Origin of the sequence: Streptomyces sp. C36 (genome assembly GCF_040932295.1) — a bacterium.
GTDB classification, from domain to species: Bacteria; Actinomycetota; Actinomycetes; order Streptomycetales; family Streptomycetaceae; genus Streptomyces; species Streptomyces triculaminicus.
Genome location: NZ_JBFQGI010000007.1, coordinates 263194 through 280242, shown reverse-complemented (window position 1 = coordinate 280242; position 17049 = coordinate 263194). Strand labels below are relative to the sequence as shown.

The window sequence follows — 17049 nt, the reverse complement described above, 5'->3', positions numbered from 1 at the left end:
TCCTGGCAGTGCACCCGATTCCGGGAGGCCGTGATGACCAGGAAAGTCGCCGACTGCCGCAGGTTCCCCAGCGAGTCGCACTGCACGCTGCGCATCGCGGGCGAGGAGGACGAGGTCCTGCGGGCCGCCGCCGAGCACGCGGTGTCCGTCCATCAGCACGAGGACTCTCCCGAGCTGCGCAAGCAGATCAAGGAGTTCCTGGAGGACGAGAAGCCCGGCGTCTGACTCACGCCGGGAAGCGGCGGCTCACCCAGCGCCAGGTGAACTCCAGGGCGATCGCGGCCACGGCGGCGATCGCCACGGCGGTCCACGGCATCGTCGTGCCGATCAGCTTGAGCGCGAAGAAGCGCTGGAGCCATGGCGTGAGCAGGACGATCACGAACGCCGCCGCCATGGCCAGCACCAGCGCCACCCGCCACCAGGTGTAGGGCCGCGCGATGATCGCGAGCACCCACAGGGAGATCAGGAACAGCGTGAGCGTCGCCGCGCTCGTCTCCGCGCCGAGCGCGTCCACGCCCGCGTAGTAGTGGCGGGCCAGCAGATAGGCGGCGAAGGTGGCCGTGGCCGCGATCAGTCCCGCCGGGACGGCGTAGCGCATGACGCGGCGTACGAAGTGGGGCTGGGCGCGTTCCCGGTTCGGTGCGAGGGCGAGGAAGAAGGCGGGGACGCCGATGGTCAGCGTGGAGAGCAGCGTGAGGTGGCGGGGGAGGAACGGGTAGGGCACGCGGGTGCAGACGACCAGGACGGCCAGCAGGACGGAGTAGACCGTCTTGGTGAGGAACAGCGTCGCCACGCGCGTGATGTTGCCGATCACGCGCCTGCCCTCGGCCACGACGGAGGGCAGCGCGGCGAAGCTGTTGTCGAGCAGCACGATCTGGGCGACGGCGCGGGTGGCCTCGGAGCCGGAGCCCATGGCCACGCCGATGTCGGCGTCCTTGAGCGCGAGCACGTCGTTGACGCCGTCGCCGGTCATGGCCACCGTGTGGCCGCGTGACTGCAGGGCGCCGACCATGTCCCGCTTCTGCCGGGGGGTGACGCGGCCGAAGACCGCGCCCCGGTCCAGGGCCCGTGCCATCGCGTCGCGCTCGCCGGGCAGCCGGCGGGCGTCGACGGGGGTCTCGGCGCCGGGCAGGGCCAGCTGGGCGGCGACGGCTCCGACGGAGACGGCGTTGTCGCCGGAGATCACCTTGGCGGAGACGTCCTGTTCGGCGAAGTAGCGCAGGGTGTCCGCCGCGTCGGAGCGCAGCCGCTGTTCGAGGACGACGAGGGCGGTGGGGTGGACGTCCTCGGTGACGCGCGGGTCGTCCAGTTCGCGGGAGGCGCGGGCCAGGAGCAGGACGCGCAGGCCGCGGGCGTTGAGGTCATCGGCTTCGGCGAGGGCGTCGGCGCCGGAGGGCAGCAGGACGTCGGGGGCGCCCAGCAGCCAGTTGCCGCTCTGTGTGCCGGGGCCGTCGAGGGAGGCGCCGCTGTATTTGCGGGCCGAGGAGAACGGCAGGGACGCGGTGCAGCGCGAGCCGGTGCCGTCGGGGTAGGCGTCGATGATGGCCTGGAGGCTGGCGTTGGGGCGGGGGTCGGACTCGCCGAGCGCGCCGAGCACGCGGCGTACGCAGGGCTCGTCGGCGGGGGCGTCGGGCAGGAGGCGCAGTTCGCTGACGTCCATGCCGCCCTCGGTGAGGGTGCCGGTCTTGTCCAGGCAGACGACGTCGACGCGGGCCAGGCCCTCGATGGCGGGCAGCTCCTGCACCAGGCACTGCCGGCGGCCGAGGCGGACGACGCCGATGGCGAAGGCGACCGAGGTGAGCAGCACCAGGCCCTCGGGGACCATCGGCACGATGCCGGCGACCATCCGCCGGACGGCCTCGCGCCAGTCGTGGTCCTCGATGACGAGCTGGCTGACGATGAGGCCCAGGGCGGTGGGGATCATCATCCAGGTGACGTACTTGAGGATCACGCTGATGCCGGTGCGCAGCTCGGAGTGGACGAGGGTGAAGCGGGAGGCCTCCTCGGCCAGCTGGGCGGCGTAGGCCTCGCGGCCGACCCTGGCGGCGGTGAAGGCGCCGCCGCCGGCGACCACGAAGGAGCCGGACATGACCGGGTCGCCGGGCCGTTTGAGGACGGGGTCGGCCTCGCCGGTGAGCAGGGATTCGTCGATCTCGAGGCCGTCGGCCTCGAGGACGTCGCCGTCGACGACGCACTTGTCGCCGGGGCCGAGCTCGATGACGTCGCCGAGGACGATCTCGCCGGTGGCGACGGGGGCGGGGGTGCCGTCGCGGCGGACGGTGGGTTTCGCCTCGCCGATGACGGCCAGGGAGTCGAGGGTCTTCTTGGCGCGGAGCTCCTGGACGATGCCGATCGCGGTGTTGGCGATGATCACGAAGCCGAAGAGGCCGTCCTGGAGGGGGCCGACGACCAGGATGATCAGGAAGAGGACGCCGATGATGGCGTTGAAGCGGGTGAGGACGTTGGCCCGGACGATGTCCCGGGTGGAGCGGGAGGAGCGGACCGGGACGTCGTTGACCTCGCCTCGGGCCACTCGCTCGGCGACTTCGCGGGCGGTGAGGCCGGGGTGGCTCATACGTCCGACGGTACGGGGGCGATGGGCGCTCGGCCTTTCGAAGGTGGCGCCCCGGCCCCTCCCGCCCGGTCGTGCCCCCGGTGCCCCGCCCCGTCAGGCGGTGTTTCCGGCGTTTCCGGCGTTCCTCGCCGCGTGGCGGCGAAGGGCGGCGTCGCGCTTGCGGACGTACCAGACGCCGATGAGGCCCAGTCCGCCGCCGGCGAGGCAGGTCCATACCCACCAGGCGTGCCCGTGGTCCTCGAACCAGCCGTAGAACGGCAGCTGGGCGAGGAAGAGGACGAACCACAGGATCGTGCCGCCGGTGATGGTGGCGACGACCGGGCCCTCCAGGGGCTCGGGGGCCTCGTGCGTGGGTGTCCACTTCGTCATGGCGTCAGCCTAGTGCGTACGAGTCGTCACTCCGGTGAAGTCGGGCGGGGTCCGGAGACGGAGGCCTTGTGCCGCAGGGGTCTACGCGCGGAGATAGCCATTCGGCGTTTGTTTATTCATACTGAATCGAACTGGATTTGACTGAACGGTTTTGTTCAATCATCCAAAAACGGTTCGGATCTTGATCCTTTTTGTTTGTCCTCTTGCCCTCCCGGGCCCGTACGACTGAGGTTCCCCCCATGCCCACCTCGGCCACCTCCACGGTCGACGACGACCGGTCGTCGCCCGTGCCGCCCGTCGGAAAGAACGCCCTCGACCGGTACTTCCGGATCACCGAGCGGGGTTCGTCCGTCGCCCGTGAGCTGCGCGGCGGCCTGGCGACCTTCTTCGCGATGGCGTACATCATCGTGCTGAACCCGATCATCCTCGGGGCGGGCCAGGACAAGTTCGGCCACCAGCTGGACAACGGCCAGCTGGTCACGGCCACCGCCCTGATGGCCGGGCTCAGCACCGTCCTCATGGGCGCGATCGGCAACGTGCCCATCGCCTGCGCCGCCGGCCTCGGCATCAACGCCGTCGTCTCGCTGCAGCTGGCGCCCAAGATGAGCTGGCCGGACGCGATGGGCATGGTCGTCCTGGCCGGCCTGGTGCTGATGGTGCTGGTCGCCTCCGGTCTGCGGCAGCGCGTCATGGACGCCATCCCCGGCGGGCTGCGGCGCGCCATCGCGATCGGCATCGGCCTGTTCATCTCGCTGATCGGCCTGGTCGACTCCGGCTTCGTCAGCCGCAACCCCGACGCCGCCCACACCACCGTCCCGATGGGGCTGGGCCAGGGCGGTCAGCTGACCGGCTGGCCGGTGCTGGTCTTCGCGGCCGGGCTCGCGCTGACGTTCATCCTGCTGGTGCGCAAGGCGCCGGGCGCGATCCTCATCGGGATCGTCGTGATGACGGTCGTGGCGATCGTCATCAACTCGCTGGTCGAGATCCCGGACATCAGCTGGGGCCTGTCCGTGCCCACCGTGCCGGACAAGATCGTGGACACCCCGGACTTCGGGCTCATCGGCGACGTCAGCCTCTTCGGCGGATTCCACGAGGTCGGCCTGCTCACCGGCTGCCTGTTCGTCTTCACCGTGCTGCTGTCCGGCTTCTTCGACGCCATGGGCACGATCATCGGCGTCGGCGAGGAGGCCGGCCTGACGGACGAGAAGGGCCAGCTGCCCAACATGGGCAGGATCCTCATGATGGACGGTGTGGCCGTGGCGGCCGGCGGCGCCGGTTCCGCCTCCGCCAACACCTGCTTCGTGGAGTCCACGGCGGGCGTCGGCGAGGGCGCCCGTACGGGCCTGGCCAACCTGATGACCGGCGGGCTCTTCCTGCTCGCCCTCGTCTTCACCCCGCTGGCCACCGTGGTGCCCGCCCAGGCCGCGACCCCCGCCCTGGTCGTCGTCGGCTTCCTGATCATGGCCTCGAACGTCAAGGAGATCGACTGGAGTGACTTCACGATCGCGATCCCCGCGTTCCTGACGATCATCTCCATGCCGTTCACCTACTCGATCACCAACGGCATCGGCATCGGCGTCCTCGCCTTCATCCTGCTGCGGATCGCCGACAAGCGGGCCCGCGAGATCCCCTGGCTGCTGAACGTCGTCGGGGCCTGCTTCCTCGTCTACTTCATGCTCGACCCGATCGAGAAGCTGCTGGGCGTGAAGTAACCGGACACGACCGCCACCGCCGGGTGCCGGCCGGGCCGGCCCAGGGGGTGTCCGATGGGTCGGCACGGGCCCTGCGGCGCCTGGCACGGCACCTCGCCGCGTTGTCGCATCACCCAAGGACGCCCAGTCCGAGGGAGATGCTCCGCCTTGCGATCCACCGCACCAGACGCCGCAGGACCCGCACCGACCCACCGGACACCCCCTAGCGCTTGAGGTAGGCCAGCACGGCCAGCACCCGGCGGTTGTCGTCCGCCGACGGGGCGATGCCGAGCCTGGCGAAGATGCTCGCCGTGTGCTTGGCGACCGCGCTCTCGCTGATGTGCAGGCCGCTCGCGATCGCGGCGTTCGAGCGGCCCTCGGCCATCAGCTCCAGCACGTCGCGCTCGCGCGCCGTCAGGTCGCCGACCGTCCCTCGGGCCTCGCCCCGCGCGAGCAGCTTGGCGATGACCTGAGGGTCCATCACCGTCCCGCCGGCGGCGACCCGGCGGACCGCGTCGACGAACTGCTCGGTGTTGGTCACCCGGTCCTTGAGCAGGTAGCCGACGGCGCCCTCGCCGCCGGCCAGCAGCTCGTTGGCGTAGAGCTGCTCGACGTACTGCGAGAGCACCAGCACGGGCAGGCCGGGACGCCGGCGGCGGGCCTCGAGCGCGGCCTGCAGGCCCTCGTCGGTGAAGCTCGGCGGGAGGCGGACGTCGACCACCGCCACGTCCGGCTCCTCCTCCAGCAGCGCGCGCAGCAGGGACGGGCCGTTGTCGACGGCCGCCACGACCTCGCAGCCGTGCTCGCGCAGCGTGCGTATGAGGCCGTCTCTCAGCAAAAAGAGGTCTTCGGCGAGGACAACGCGCACGGGATCTCCATCGTCACGGTGGTCGGGCCGCCCGGCGGGCTGTGCAGGGCGAGGACGCCGTCGAAGGTATCCAACCGGCGCCGTACCCCCAGCAGTCCGGTGCCGCCCGCGATGTCGGCGCCGCCGCGGCCGTCGTCGGCGACGACGGCCCGCAGCGTGCCGTCCTCGTGGGTCAGTGTGATCCGTACCTCCCGGGCCCGCGCGTGCTTGGCGGCGTTGGTCAGCGCCTCGCTCACCGCGAAGTACGCGGCGGACTCGACCGGCGCCGGGAGCCGGCCCGGCAGGCGGGCCTCGACGTGCACGTCGAGGAAGGTGTCGAGCGCCAGCGACCGGACCGCGTCGCCGAGCCCCCGGTCGGCGAGGACCGGCGGGTGGATGCCGTGGACCAGGTCGCGCAGGTCCCGCAGCGCCGCCTCGGAGGTCCGGCGGACGTCCAGCAGCAGCTCGCGGGCGGCCGCCGGGTCGGTGTCCAGCAGGCGGGTGGCGCTGTCCAGCGTCATGCCGAGGGCGACGAGGCGGGCCTGGGCGCCGTCGTGCAGGTCCCGTTCGATGCGGCGCAGTTCGGCCGCCTGGGTGTCCAGGGCCCGGTCGCGGGTGTCGGTGAGCCGTTCCACGCGGCGGGCGAGTTCGGCGCTGCGGGGCGCGGACAGCAGCAGCCGGCTCCAGCGGGCGTGCAGCCGGAGGACGGCGGGTGCGGCGGCCAGGCCGCCGGCGGCGAGGGCCAGGCCCAGGGCGAGGGCGGCGAGCATCGTCGCGGTGCTGTGCACGGGGACGAAGGCGTACCAGTTGCCGTCGTCGATGATCCGCCAGATGAACGGCTGGACGAGCGCGCCGAACGCCCCGTACTCGATGAGGGCCAGCGGCACGGCGACGAGCAGTCCGCCGACCGCCGGCTCCAGCCAGGCCCATGTCAGGTCGCGCCAGAACCCCTCGTCGGCCAGGATCGCGGCCGCCCGGCGACGCGGGCCCGGGGCGACGGCGGTCAGGTCCCGCGGCGGGCTGATGCGCGTGTCCGTCCAGCGCCCGGCCCGTGCGCGGGCCCGGTCGGTCAGCGAGCGCAGCGCCCGCGCGGCGGGCGGCAGCAGGGCGAAGCCGGCGCCGACGGGCAACAGCAGCAGGGCGCACACCACGAGCGAGCCCACGAACGGCACCGCCAGGGCGAGCAGGCTCGCCCACTGGCAGCGCACGGCGGCGACGCAGGCGCGGGAGACAACCGAGGCCATGGGGGTGCGTCGCCCTATCGAACGTGTTCCGGAATCGTGCGGATCCTAGCCGCCGGTGCCGTACGGGCGTTCCGCCAGGTCCACAGCACCGCCGCCGCCAGGCAGGCCGCCCCGAACAGCGTCATCGGGAGCACGGCGCCGGACTCCTCGTCCATCAGCAGCAGCATGCCGAGGTTGATCAGGGCGTGGAAGCCGCCGGCGAGCGGCAGCCCGCCGGCCCGGGTGCCCTCGAGCGCCCACCCCATGACGACGGACATGGCGATGGCCCCCACCAGGAACGCCGCCGCGTACACCGGGTCCTCGGCGAAGACGCCCACGTGCCAGACGCCCCAGATCGCGCCCACCGTGACCGAGGTCGTGAGCGGGCCGCAGCGGGTGCGCAGCAGTGGCTGCAGGAAGCAGCGCCAGCCGATCTCCTCGCCGCAGGCGCCGATCACCTGGGCCACGACGATCAGCGCGAAGGGGTGCTCGAGCGCGTCCGGCCGGGTGAACCGCGCGTCCCCGGTCAGGAGGGCGTACGCGCCGGCGCTCAGGGCGATGATCAGGGGTGCCGTCAGCAGCAGGGCGCCCCCGCCCGCCCGGCGGCCGCGCAGGGCCCCGGCGAGCAGGGCCCGTACCCGGCCCGGCCACAGCAGCGCCGCCAGCCCCACTCCCAGGGCCGGCCCGAACTGGGTCAGCTGGACGACCTCGGGGGGAATCCCCGTCGCGGGCTGCGCCGCGCCGAGCGCCCCCGCGGCCAGGAAGGCGACGGTCAGGAACACCCCCACCGGTGCTCCGATGCCGCCGTTCCACATGGTGCCGGCTGTCCTCATGCCGTCGTGCCCCCCTCGGGTCGTTGGTTCGCCATCGACGATGCCGGGTGGCGGGGCGGCGGCCACTGCGTCTGGCTGCCGGGCCGGGGTGTACGTACGTACACCCCCCGTGCCCGTGCGGGAGCGCTCCCCTCGTGTGCTTCCGTCCGCCCCAGTGCCCACTTTCTTTAGGGCAAGTAATGAGGTAATCTAATTTTCATGCCGGAGCCTTCCCGCACCCTCGAACCAGACGACAGCGCCGCCGTGAACGACCTTCGGTCGGCGGTGATGCGACTGTCCCGCAGGCTCAAGCACCAGCGGGTGGACGAGTCGCTCAGCCCGGCCGAGATGTCGGTCCTGGGCACCCTCGCCCGCTGCGGCTCCGCCACCCCGGGCGAGCTCGCCCGCAAGGAGCATGTGCAGCCGCCGTCGATGACCCGCATCGTCGCGCTGCTGGAGGGCAAGGGGCTCGTCGCTCTCGAGCCGCATCCCGAGGACCGCCGCCAGAAGGTGGTCCGCCAGACGGAGCAGGCCGAGGCGATGCTCGAGCAGAGCCGTCGCAAGCGCAATGCCTGGCTCGCCGAACTGGTGGGCCAGTTGGACGAGGACGAGCGGGCGACGCTGCGCGCCGCCGCGCCCGTCCTGGAGAAACTCGCGCACCTGTAGGCGCCCGGCACCGCTCCCCACGAGCGTGTCGAGCGCGCGCCCGCCGGAGCGCCGCGCAAGGAGACAGCGCACAGAGAAGGAGGCGACCCCACTTGAGTTCGGGACCCGGAGCAGACTCCGCACCCGCACCGAACCACCACCACGACGCACGCACCACCTCCCTGCACACCAAGGGAGGCACGTTCAGCTCGCTCCGCATCCGCAACTACCGGCTCTTCGCCGCCGGTCAGGTGGTGTCCAACACCGGCACCTGGATGCAGCGGATCGCCCAGGACTGGCTGGTCCTCAGCATCACCGGCTCCTCGGCCGCCGTGGGCATCACCACGGCACTGCAGTTCCTGCCCATGCTGTTGTTCGGGCTCTACGGCGGCGTCATAGCCGACCGTTCCCCCAAACGCCGGCTGCTGCTGGCGACCCAGGCGGCGATGGGCGTCACCGGCGTCGCGCTCGCCGTGCTCACCCTGACCGGACGGGTCGAGGTCTGGCACGTCTACCTCACCGCCTTCGTCCTCGGTCTCGTCACCGTCGTCGACAACCCCGCCCGTCAGGCGTTCGTCGCCGAGATGGTCGGACCCGCCGACCTGCGCAACGCCGTCAGCCTGAACTCCGCCAACTTCCAGTCCGCCCGGCTGGTCGGCCCGGCCGTCGCCGGTGTGCTGATCACCGCCGTGGGCAGCGGCTGGGCGTTCCTGGCCAACGGACTGTCGTTCGCCGCGCCCATCGCCGGACTGCTGATGATGCGCACCGGTGAACTGCACAGGGCCGAGCGCGCCCCGCGCGGCAAGGGTCAGCTGAGGGAGGGCCTGCGCTACGTCGCCGGGAACCCGGAGCTGATCTGGCCCATCGTGCTGGTCGGCTTCATCGGCACCTTCGGCTTCAACTTCCCCATCTGGCTCACGGCGTTCGTCAATGACGTCTTCCACGCCGACGCCAGCACCTACGGCCTGCTCAACACCCTGATGGCGGCCGGCTCGCTGGTCGGCGCGCTGCTCGCGGCCCGCCGGGGCAGCTCGCGGCTGCGGCTGCTGGTGGGGGCCGCGGCGCTGTTCGGCGTGCTGGAGATCACGGCGGCGCTCGCGCCCTCGTTCTGGGTCTTCGCGCTGCTGCTCGTGCCGATCGGCATGTGCGGCCTGACGATCAACGTCACCGCCAACTCCGGCCTTCAGATGGCCGCCGACCCCGCACTGCGGGGACGGGTGATGAGCCTGTTCATGATGGTCTTCATGGGCGGTACGCCGCTGGGCGCGCCCCTGGTCGGCTGGATCACCGACGCGTACGGGCCCCGCACCGGCTTCCTCGCCGGCGGCGTCGTCTCGGCGCTCGCGGCGGCCGCCGTCGGCCTGGCGCTGGCCCGCGCGGGCGACCTGCGCCTGAAGGTCGACTTCCGGCGGGGCCACCGGCATGTGGCCTTCGTCCCCCGCGAGCCCGTGGCACGGCCGGAGCGGGCGACGGCGGCCGTCTGAGGGGTTGGGGCGGGGCGGCGCGGCGCCGTCCACGACGCCGGCCGGCCCGCCCCGCCCGATGTGCGGCCGATCGGTCTCCCCCGAGGGAGACTGGCCCCATGCGACTGTTCGCCGCGGTGGTTCCTCCCCAGCCCGCGATCGACGAACTGGCGGCCGAGGTGACGCAATTGCGCGCCGCCCTGCCCGACCGGCGCGGCCGCCTGCGCTGGACCGAGCCCGCCCTGTGGCACTTCACGCTCGCCTTCCTCGGCGAGGTCGACGAGGCCCTGCTCCCGGAGCTGGACGAGCGCCTCGGGCGCGCCGCCCACCGGCATCCCGTGCACGAGCTGCGGTTCGCCGGAGGCGGCCGGTTCGGCGACCGGATCCTGTGGGTCGGGGCGACCGGCTCCGTGGAGACCCTGGGCGGCCTCGCCCGCTCCACCGCCGCCGGCGCCCGGCGGGCCGGGGTGCGCATGACCGATGCCAAGCCCTTCCGCCCCCACCTCACCCTCGCCCGGACCGCCGGCCATGTGAATCTCCGGCCGTACGCGGAGGAGCTGGCGGAGTTCCGGGGACGCCGCTGGTGGGCCGAGCGCGTGGAGCTCATGCAAAGCCGTCTGCCCGTCTCCGGAGTCCCCGGTGAGCGCCCCCGCTACGAGACCGTGGCGTCCTGGCCCCTGGGCACCCGGCGGGCCGACTGACCGCTCCGGTTACGCTCGAGGGGTGGACCCCAAGACCAGAAACCGGATCATGACCGGTGCGCTCGCCGTGATGCTCGTCGTCGTCGCCGTGGTGGCCGCGGTGAGGTGACGCCGTAGGGCGCGACACGCCGACCGCCCGGCCGCCGGCCGCCGGGCGCGGGCGGCGATGCTGGTGGGGTGATCCACGCCATGCTGCGCGCGCTGTCCATCGCCGGGGCCATGACCTGGGAGATCACCTGGGCACTGATCCTCGGCTTCGCACTGTCCGCCGTGGTCCAGGCCGTGGTGCGCCGGTCCTCCGTCGTCTCGCTGCTGGGCGACGACCGTCCCCGTACCCTCGCCGTCGCGGCCGGGCTGGGCGCGGCCTCGTCCTCCTGCTCGTACGCCGCCGTGGCGCTCGCCCGCTCGCTGTTCGTGAAGGGGGCGCACTTCACCGCCGCGATGGGCTTCGAGATCGCCTCGACGAACCTGGTGGTCGAGCTGGGCGTGATCCTGGCGCTGCTGCTGGGCTGGCAGTTCACGGCGGCGGAGTTCGCCGGCGGCCTGATCATGATCGCGGTGCTGGCGGTGCTGTTCCGCCTGACGCTGCGGGAGGGCCTGCTGCGCCGGGCGAGGGAGCAGGCCGAGCGGGGCGTGGCCGGGGCGATGGAGGGCCACGCGGCGATGGACATGTCGGTGGGCGGGAGCCGCTCGTTCGCCCGGCGGCTGCTGTCGGGCGAGGGCTTCACGGCCGTCTCCCGCGTCTTCGTCATGGAGTGGGCGGCGATCCTGCGCGACCTGGTGCTGGGCCTGCTGATCGCGGGCGCGATCGCCGCCTGGGTTCCGGAGGCCTTCTGGCAGGCGCTGTTCTTCGAGGGGCACCCGCTCGCGGCGAAGCTCTGGGGCCCGCTGGTGGGGCCGCTGGTGGCGATCGCCTCGTTCGTGTGCTCGATCGGCAACGTGCCGCTGGCGGTGGTGCTGTGGCAGGGCGGGATCAGCTTCGGCGGCGTGGTGGCGTTCATCTTCGCCGACCTGCTGATCCTGCCCATCCTCGCCATCTACCGGAAGTACTACGGCACCCGAACGGCCCTGTACCTGCTGGGCACCTTCTACGCCGCCATGGTCCTCGCCGGGTACGCCGTGGAGTTCGTCTTCGGCGCGCTCGGACTGATCCCCGACCAGACCCGTGCGCATGTGCCCATGGCGGGGGTGACGTGGAACTACACGACGTTCCTCAACATCGCCTTCCTGCTGCTGGGCGCGGTGCTGGTGGCCCGCTTCCTCACCACGGGCGGAAGGGCGATGCTCCGCGCGATGGGCGGGGCGCCCTTGCCTTGAGCCCGCTCGAAGGCGTTGGCTTGGTCGCCATGGAGTACACGCAGCTCGGACGCACAGGCCTCAAGGTCAGCCGACTCGTCCTCGGCACCATGAACTTCGGCCCGCAGACCGGCGAGGCCGACAGCCACGCCATCATGGACGCCGCGCTGGACGCGGGCCTGAACTTCTTCGACACCGCCAACGTCTACGGCTGGGGCGACGACAAGGGCCGCACCGAGGAGATCATCGGCAGCTGGCTCGCCAAGGGAGACGGGCGGCGGGAGAAGGTCGTGATCGCCACCAAGGTGTTCGGCAACATGGGCCCGGACGGCGCGAACTGGCCCAACCACGACCGCCTGTCCGCCGTGAACGTCCGGCGGGCCGTCGAGGGCAGCCTGCGGCGCCTGGGCACCGACCACATCGACCTCTACCAGTTCCACCACGTCGACCGGGCCACTCCGTGGGACGAGATCTGGCAGGCCATCGACGTCCTCGTCCAGCAGGGCAAGATCGTCTACGCGGGGTCGTCCAACCACGCCGGCTGGCACATCGCCCAGGCCAACGAGAGCGCCCGCCGCCGCGGCACGCTCGGCCTCGTCAGCGAGCAGTGCCTGTACAACCTCGCCGAGCGCCGCGCCGAGATGGAGGTCATCCCGGCGGCCGAGGCGTACGGGCTCGGCGTGATCCCCTGGTCCCCGCTGCACGGCGGCCTCCTCGGCGGCGTCCTGCGCAAGGAGAGGGAGGGCGGCAGCGCCCGCGCCGCGTCCGGCCGGTCGGCCGACGCGCTGGCGAACACCAAGGTCCGCGAGCAGGTGCAGGCGTACGAGGACCTGCTGGACAAGCACGGCCTGGCACCCGGCGAGGTCGCCCTGGCCTGGCTGCTCACCCGCCCCGGCGTCACCGGCCCGATCGTCGGGCCGCGCACCCTCGGACAGCTCGAGAGCGCGCTGCGCGCCGTGGAGCTGAAGCTGGACGAGGACCTGCTGACCGAGATCGACGGCGTCTTCCCGGGCCCGGGCCCTTCACCGGAGGCCTTCGCCTGGTAATCCGGCGCTAGCGGCCGTAGGGGCCGCCCACGTCCCACGCCTGGTGCATCGCGTCCGCGAACGCGGCGGCGATGCGGTGCTCGCCCGCGGCGCTGGGATGCGTGCCGTCGTAGGTGTCCCGCTGGGTGTCCCAGCCCTCGGGCGGCGAGGCCAGCAGCAGGGGCGAGGCGGGCTCGGCGAGATCGGCGACGATCTTGCCGAGCAGCTCGTTGAAGCGCTCGACCTCGGCGGCGAAGTGCGGCTCCGCCAGCGCGCGGACGTTGTGGAGCACCGGCATCAGCACGGCCCGTACGCGCGGATTGGCCGCGCGGGCCTCGGCGAGGAAGCCGCGGACGTTGTCCGCGGTCTGCTCGGCGTTGGTGTAGAAGCCCAGGTCGATGAGGCCGAGGGAGACCAGCAGGGTGTCGGCCTTGCCCTTGCGCACGGCCTCGGCGATCAGCGGCGCCATGTGCAGCCATCCCTCGCCCCAGCCGGCGAGGTGCGCCCTGGCCCGCTCGGGGAAGTCCGGGTCGCCGTAGTCGAGCGACCCGGCGGCGTCGGCGGCGGGGTCGTACAGCTCCCGGCGCGGCCCGACGATCCGGTACGGCCCGCCGTAGGAGGCGTTGAGGTGCTGCCACATGCGGTAGCGCCATGTGTAGTCCCCGGCGCTACCGACCGTCATCGAGTCGCCGACGAACATGATCCGCACCCCTCCATTCTGCCTGACGGCGGTGGTGTCACGGGCCGCGCGGGTCACCCGCGCAGGAGAGCGGCGAAGCGAGCGTTGCTGTGGCGGGCGGCGGCGCGGCCGACGCGCGATTCCCACTGTCGGCGGTTCGCGGTCACGAAGGCCCGCAGAGCCGTGGGGTCCGCTGCCCTCCAGCTGGGGAACCGGGCGGCCCAGGAGAGCGCCTCGTCGGCGGCGCAGTCGGCCTCCATGAGCCGTACAGCCGTGCAGGCGACATCCACCCAGGCCGGGCCCAGGGCGGGCATCGCCCAGTCGACGAGGTGTGCGCGGTCGTGGGCGACGAGGAGGTTGTGGGGGTTGGTGTCGGTGTGCAGGAGGGTTTCGCCGCCGAGAAGGGCGAGTTCCGTGGCGTCCAGATACGGGGCCCACCGGTCGGCGAACCACGGCACGCCGAGCACGTACGGGACCCCCAGGTCCTGGGCGGCGTGCAGCGCCTCGGCGACGAGGGGCAGGTCCGGCGACCCGCGCGACAAGTCCGCGTGCCGCCCGTCGATGTACTCGAACCCGAGCAGATCCCACCCTTCGGCGGTGACCTGCCACAGGAGCCGTGGGCCGACGGTCCGTACGTGCGGGTTGACCGCCACTTCCCACCGCTGCGCCGCGTGAGCCTTGGTGCACTGGGTGCGGACGCCCTTCACGAACGTCCTGCCCTCGGCGCTCGTCAGGCAGGCGGCGATGGCGCAGTTCAGCCCGTCGGGGATCGCCCGGACCGCGAGGACGGGGCCGGTGTGTTCTTCCACGGCTGCTCTGACGGCGCCGGGTAGTCGATGCCAATCGGTACGTGGTGTCACTGTTCTCCCCCTGGCGGGTGGGGCCTGAGCATGGCCCCAACCCGGGCCGGGAAACGCTACTGCTGCGTCTCCCCGCATTTACGGCAGCGCGTCGCGCCGCTCCACTGGACCCAGTCGTGCTCGCATTCATCGTTCCGGACCGTGCTGCTGCGGATCAGCTCGAACATAGTGATCCTTTCGGCGGTGTCACCTGTGAAGCGCCGGTGGGCGGCCTCGACGCTTGACCACTTCGAGGGCCATTTCGCCGACTGTACAGAGAGCGTCATGGTGCGGGGCTACGCTCGGGAAGGGGAGCACGCGCGACAAGTCGCCTGTAGTGAAGCGGAGTTACTTTGTGACCAAGGATTCCGGGCGGGCGGGGCGCTACGGGCAGGGCAAGGTCGGCTGGGAGTTCTTCGGCTCCGAACTGAAGCGGAGGCGGGAGGCGGCGGGGCTTTCGCAGCAGGAACTGGGCAGGAAGGTGTTCTGCTCGGGGTCCTACATCGGGCAGTTCGAGACGGGAGCCCGTAAGCCGCAGTCCGAGGTCGCACAGCGGATCGACGCGGAGCTGGGGACCGACGGGTTCTTCGGGCGGATGTGCGAGGAACTGATCAATGCTTCGCCCTACGCCGAGTGTCGCGGAGGTGGCATACCTCTATGGGCTGGCCACCACGATCAGGGAGTACTCGCCGATGTTCGTGCCGGGCGTGCTGCAGACGGCCGCCTATGCGCGGGCGGTCTTCGTGGGCGGTCTTCCCTTCATCGCGGAAGACGAGATCGAAGCCCGAGTGGCTGCACGGCTGGAACGAGCTCGCATCTTCGACCGCCCAACAGGGCCGTTGTGGTGGACCGTCCTCGATGAGAGCGTCATTCGACGCCGGCTCGGCGGTGCGGCTGTGATGTGTGAGCAATTGATGCACATGGTGTCACTGGCGGACAGACGCCGGATCGGCGTGCAGGTCCTGCCCTTCAAGGCCGGCCATCCCGAGGTGGAAGGAGCGCTCACTCTCATGACCTTCGAGGATGCGCCGCCGGTCGCGTACGCCGAGGGCCACCAAACCGGGAGCTTGCTGGACGATCCGGCCGAGGTGGCGGAGTGTGTGCGTTCGTATGACCTTGCGCGGAGCGTCGCGCTGTCACCGGCCGAGTCCCTGTCCTTGATCCGATCAGTTGCAGAGGAGTGCGCGCATGAGGCCAGCAATTAACCCGAGTGCTAAGACCTGGCGTAAGAGCAGCTACAGCGGGGCCGGTGACCAGAGCGGACAGAACAACTGCCTCGAAATCGCCGACAACATACCCGGTGTAGTCCCCGTCCGGGACAGCAAGGCCCCCCTCGGTCCCGCCCTGGTGTTCCCCGCCCGGTCCTGGGTGGCGTTCGTCGGCCACGTGGCGGCCGTGGGCTAGGCGCGGTTCGCCGTGGCGTGCACGGAGCCGAGCAGGCCGAGCGCCTCGGCGCTGGGGCTGCCTACGCGATCTCGTAGCCGCCGCAGCGCGACGTCAACGAGATCGTCGTACGACCCGCGGCGAGCGCCCAGTGACGGAAGGATCCGACGCCTACCGCCCCAGCACCCCCTCCAGAATCTCCACCCACTGCTCCACCACGCGCTCGCGCCGGGCGCTGTCGTCCGTCAGCAGCCCCGCCAGACCCAGCCCGCGCGCCATGTCCAGGAACCCCTGGACGGTCTCCCGGGCGCCGGGCCTGCCCTCGTCGGCCCGCAGCAGCGTCACCGCCATGCGGTGGGTCTCGCGGCCGACGCGGGCCTCCAGGGCCGTCACCCGCTCCCGCAGCCGGCCGTCGTCGTGCGACGCGGCCACCCACAGCTGCAGCGCGGCCCGGAACAGGGGCCCCGTGTAGAGCCCGACCATCGTCTCGACCACGGCGTACCGGCGCGCCGGGCCCATGGTCATCGAGGTCGCGTCGGCGATCGCCCGCAGCTTCCTCAGGCGCTCCTCCGCCACGTGCTCCACCGCGGCGGTGAACAGGTCCTCACGGGTGGGGAAGTGGTGCTGGGCGGCCCCCCGCGACACTCCGGCCCGCTCGGCGACCACGGCCACGGTCGAGCCGGCCCAGCCGTGCTCGGCCAGGCACTCGATGGCCGCCTCCATCAGGCGCCGGCGCGTCGCCCGGCTGCGGTCCTGCTTGGGAGAGGTCACCGTCCCCATGCCGGATCCCTCTTCTCCAGAAAGGCCGTCATGCCCTCGCGGGCCTCGTCCGAGGCGAACAGTCGCGCCGAGAGCTCCGCCAGCGCCCCGGTGTCGCGGTCGAAGGCCCGCAGCACCTCCGCGGTGACCAGGCGCTTGGACTCGGCGAGCCCCTGCGGCGAGGCCCGCCGCAGTCCGGCCAGGACCGGCTCCAGGTCCTCGCCCACGGCCGTCACCAGGCCGATCCTCGCCGCCTCGGCGGCCCCGAAGCGCTCACCGGTCAGGTAGTAGCGGCCCGCGGCGCGTGCGTCGAGGCGCGGCAGCAGCGGCATGGAGATCACGGCGGGCGCCAGCCCCAGCAGCGCCTCGGTGAAGGCGAACGTCGAGGCCTGCCCGGCCATCGCGATGTCGCACGCCCCCACCAGCCCCAGCCCGCCGGCCCGTACATGGCCGCGTACGGCCGCCACGACGGGCTTGGGCAGTTCGACGATCGCCCGCAGGAGCCCGGCGAGTTCCAGCGGCCCGGTCGGCGTGGGCTCCGTGAGGTCGGCGCCCGCGCAGAAGGTGTTGCCGGTGTGCGCGAGGACCACGGCCCGCGTGTCCGGGTCGTCGCCGGCCCGTCCGAGCGCCTCCCGCAGCTCGCCGACCAGTCGGGCGGAGAGGGCGTTGCGGTTGTGCGGCGAGTCCAGGGTCAGGGTCGTGATGCCGCGCTCGTGGGAGTGGCGGACCAGCATCGGGCAAT

18 protein-coding genes and 1 pseudogene are annotated in these 17049 nt (G+C 72.1%); 10 read left to right on the top strand and 9 right to left on the bottom strand.

Annotated elements, in window-relative coordinates:
* The first annotated feature begins 33 nt into the window (after positions 1-33).
* Positions 34-225, top strand: coding sequence for a DUF1059 domain-containing protein (locus tag AB4K12_RS22585; protein ID WP_368435925.1), 192 nt, complete (start codon positions 34-36; stop codon positions 223-225).
* A 1-nt stretch (position 226) separates the two neighbouring features.
* On the opposite strand, the gene AB4K12_RS22580 is transcribed toward AB4K12_RS22585, so the two are convergent.
* Both AB4K12_RS22580 and AB4K12_RS22575 read right to left on the bottom strand, forming a co-directional pair.
* On the bottom strand, positions 227-2575 hold the full coding sequence (locus AB4K12_RS22580; RefSeq protein WP_368435924.1) for an HAD-IC family P-type ATPase: 2349 nt from the start codon (positions 2573-2575) through the stop codon (positions 227-229).
* A 93-nt stretch (positions 2576-2668) separates the two neighbouring features.
* Positions 2669-2944 (bottom strand): DUF2530 domain-containing protein, encoded by a 276-nt coding sequence (locus tag AB4K12_RS22575; protein ID WP_368435923.1) that lies wholly within the window; start codon positions 2942-2944, stop codon positions 2669-2671.
* Between the two features lie 239 nt (positions 2945-3183).
* Here AB4K12_RS22575 and AB4K12_RS22570 point away from each other — a divergent pair, with 239 nt between their 5' ends.
* Positions 3184-4656, top strand: coding sequence for an NCS2 family permease (locus AB4K12_RS22570; protein WP_368435922.1), 1473 nt, complete (start codon positions 3184-3186; stop codon positions 4654-4656).
* A gap of 202 nt (positions 4657-4858) precedes the next feature.
* Here the strand turns inward: AB4K12_RS22570 and AB4K12_RS22565 are convergent, their stop codons facing one another.
* The 3 genes from AB4K12_RS22565 to AB4K12_RS22555 are packed head-to-tail and all read right to left on the bottom strand — an operon-like array spanning position 4859 to position 7538.
* A complete protein-coding gene (locus AB4K12_RS22565; RefSeq protein WP_086568684.1) occupies positions 4859-5503 on the bottom strand; it encodes a response regulator transcription factor in 645 nt (214 codons plus the stop codon).
* On the bottom strand, positions 5467-6726 hold the full coding sequence (locus AB4K12_RS22560; RefSeq protein ID WP_368435921.1) for a sensor domain-containing protein: 1260 nt from the start codon (positions 6724-6726) through the stop codon (positions 5467-5469). Before AB4K12_RS22560 ends, AB4K12_RS22565 begins: the two co-directional genes overlap by 37 nt.
* Positions 6727-6740: 14 nt before the next feature.
* Positions 6741-7538 carry a CPBP family intramembrane glutamic endopeptidase gene (locus tag AB4K12_RS22555; protein WP_368435920.1) on the bottom strand — a complete coding sequence of 266 codons (798 nt, stop codon included), beginning with the start codon at positions 7536-7538 and terminating at the stop codon, positions 6741-6743.
* A gap of 198 nt (positions 7539-7736) precedes the next feature.
* On the opposite strand from AB4K12_RS22555, the gene AB4K12_RS22550 reads away from it, so the two are divergent.
* The 5 genes from AB4K12_RS22550 to AB4K12_RS22530 all read left to right on the top strand — a co-directional run bounded on the left by AB4K12_RS22550 (position 7737) and on the right by AB4K12_RS22530 (position 12668).
* Complete coding sequence (locus AB4K12_RS22550) at positions 7737-8183, top strand: MarR family winged helix-turn-helix transcriptional regulator (protein ID WP_086568679.1); 447 nt, start codon at positions 7737-7739, stop codon at positions 8181-8183.
* A 92-nt stretch (positions 8184-8275) separates the two neighbouring features.
* Positions 8276-9646 (top strand): MFS transporter, encoded by a 1371-nt coding sequence (locus AB4K12_RS22545; RefSeq protein ID WP_368435919.1) that lies wholly within the window; start codon positions 8276-8278, stop codon positions 9644-9646.
* Positions 9647-9744: 98 nt separating this feature from the next.
* Complete coding sequence (gene thpR, locus AB4K12_RS22540; RefSeq protein WP_368435918.1) at positions 9745-10326, top strand: RNA 2',3'-cyclic phosphodiesterase; 582 nt, start codon at positions 9745-9747, stop codon at positions 10324-10326.
* Between the two features lie 180 nt (positions 10327-10506).
* Positions 10507-11643 carry a permease gene (locus AB4K12_RS22535; RefSeq protein WP_368436085.1) on the top strand — a complete coding sequence of 379 codons (1137 nt, stop codon included), beginning with the start codon at positions 10507-10509 and terminating at the stop codon, positions 11641-11643.
* A 29-nt stretch (positions 11644-11672) separates the two neighbouring features.
* On the top strand, positions 11673-12668 hold the full coding sequence (locus AB4K12_RS22530; protein WP_368435917.1) for an aldo/keto reductase: 996 nt from the start codon (positions 11673-11675) through the stop codon (positions 12666-12668).
* Positions 12669-12675: 7 nt separating this feature from the next.
* Here the strand turns inward: AB4K12_RS22530 and AB4K12_RS22525 are convergent, their stop codons facing one another.
* Both AB4K12_RS22525 and AB4K12_RS22520 read right to left on the bottom strand, forming a co-directional pair.
* Complete coding sequence (locus AB4K12_RS22525) at positions 12676-13347, bottom strand: GDSL-type esterase/lipase family protein (protein ID WP_362253478.1); 672 nt, start codon at positions 13345-13347, stop codon at positions 12676-12678.
* Between the two features lie 53 nt (positions 13348-13400).
* Complete coding sequence (locus tag AB4K12_RS22520) at positions 13401-14135, bottom strand: phosphotransferase (RefSeq protein WP_368435916.1); 735 nt, start codon at positions 14133-14135, stop codon at positions 13401-13403.
* A gap of 367 nt (positions 14136-14502) precedes the next feature.
* On the opposite strand from AB4K12_RS22520, the pseudogene AB4K12_RS22515 reads away from it, so the two are divergent.
* The 3 genes and pseudogenes from AB4K12_RS22515 to AB4K12_RS22505 form a co-directional block, all read left to right on the top strand.
* Positions 14503-14688, top strand: a pseudogene (locus AB4K12_RS22515) (multiprotein-bridging factor 1 family protein); the annotation flags it as partial.
* A 121-nt stretch (positions 14689-14809) separates the two neighbouring features.
* Complete coding sequence (locus AB4K12_RS22510) at positions 14810-15370, top strand: DUF5753 domain-containing protein (protein WP_368435915.1); 561 nt, start codon at positions 14810-14812, stop codon at positions 15368-15370.
* The gene (locus AB4K12_RS22505; RefSeq protein WP_368435914.1) at positions 15354-15569 is read left to right on the top strand and encodes a DUF397 domain-containing protein; all 216 of its coding nucleotides are present in this window, start codon (positions 15354-15356) and stop codon (positions 15567-15569) included. The genes AB4K12_RS22510 and AB4K12_RS22505 overlap by 17 nt, the downstream gene beginning before the upstream one ends.
* 150 nt (positions 15570-15719) lie before the next feature.
* Here AB4K12_RS22505 and AB4K12_RS22500 read toward each other — a convergent pair whose 3' ends face one another.
* A complete protein-coding gene (locus AB4K12_RS22500; RefSeq protein WP_086568670.1) occupies positions 15720-16328 on the bottom strand; it encodes a TetR/AcrR family transcriptional regulator in 609 nt (202 codons plus the stop codon).
* On the bottom strand, positions 16316-17041 hold the full coding sequence (locus tag AB4K12_RS22495) for an enoyl-CoA hydratase family protein (RefSeq protein ID WP_368435913.1): 726 nt from the start codon (positions 17039-17041) through the stop codon (positions 16316-16318). The genes AB4K12_RS22500 and AB4K12_RS22495 overlap by 13 nt, the downstream gene beginning before the upstream one ends.
* Positions 17042-17049: the final 8 nt, after the last annotated feature.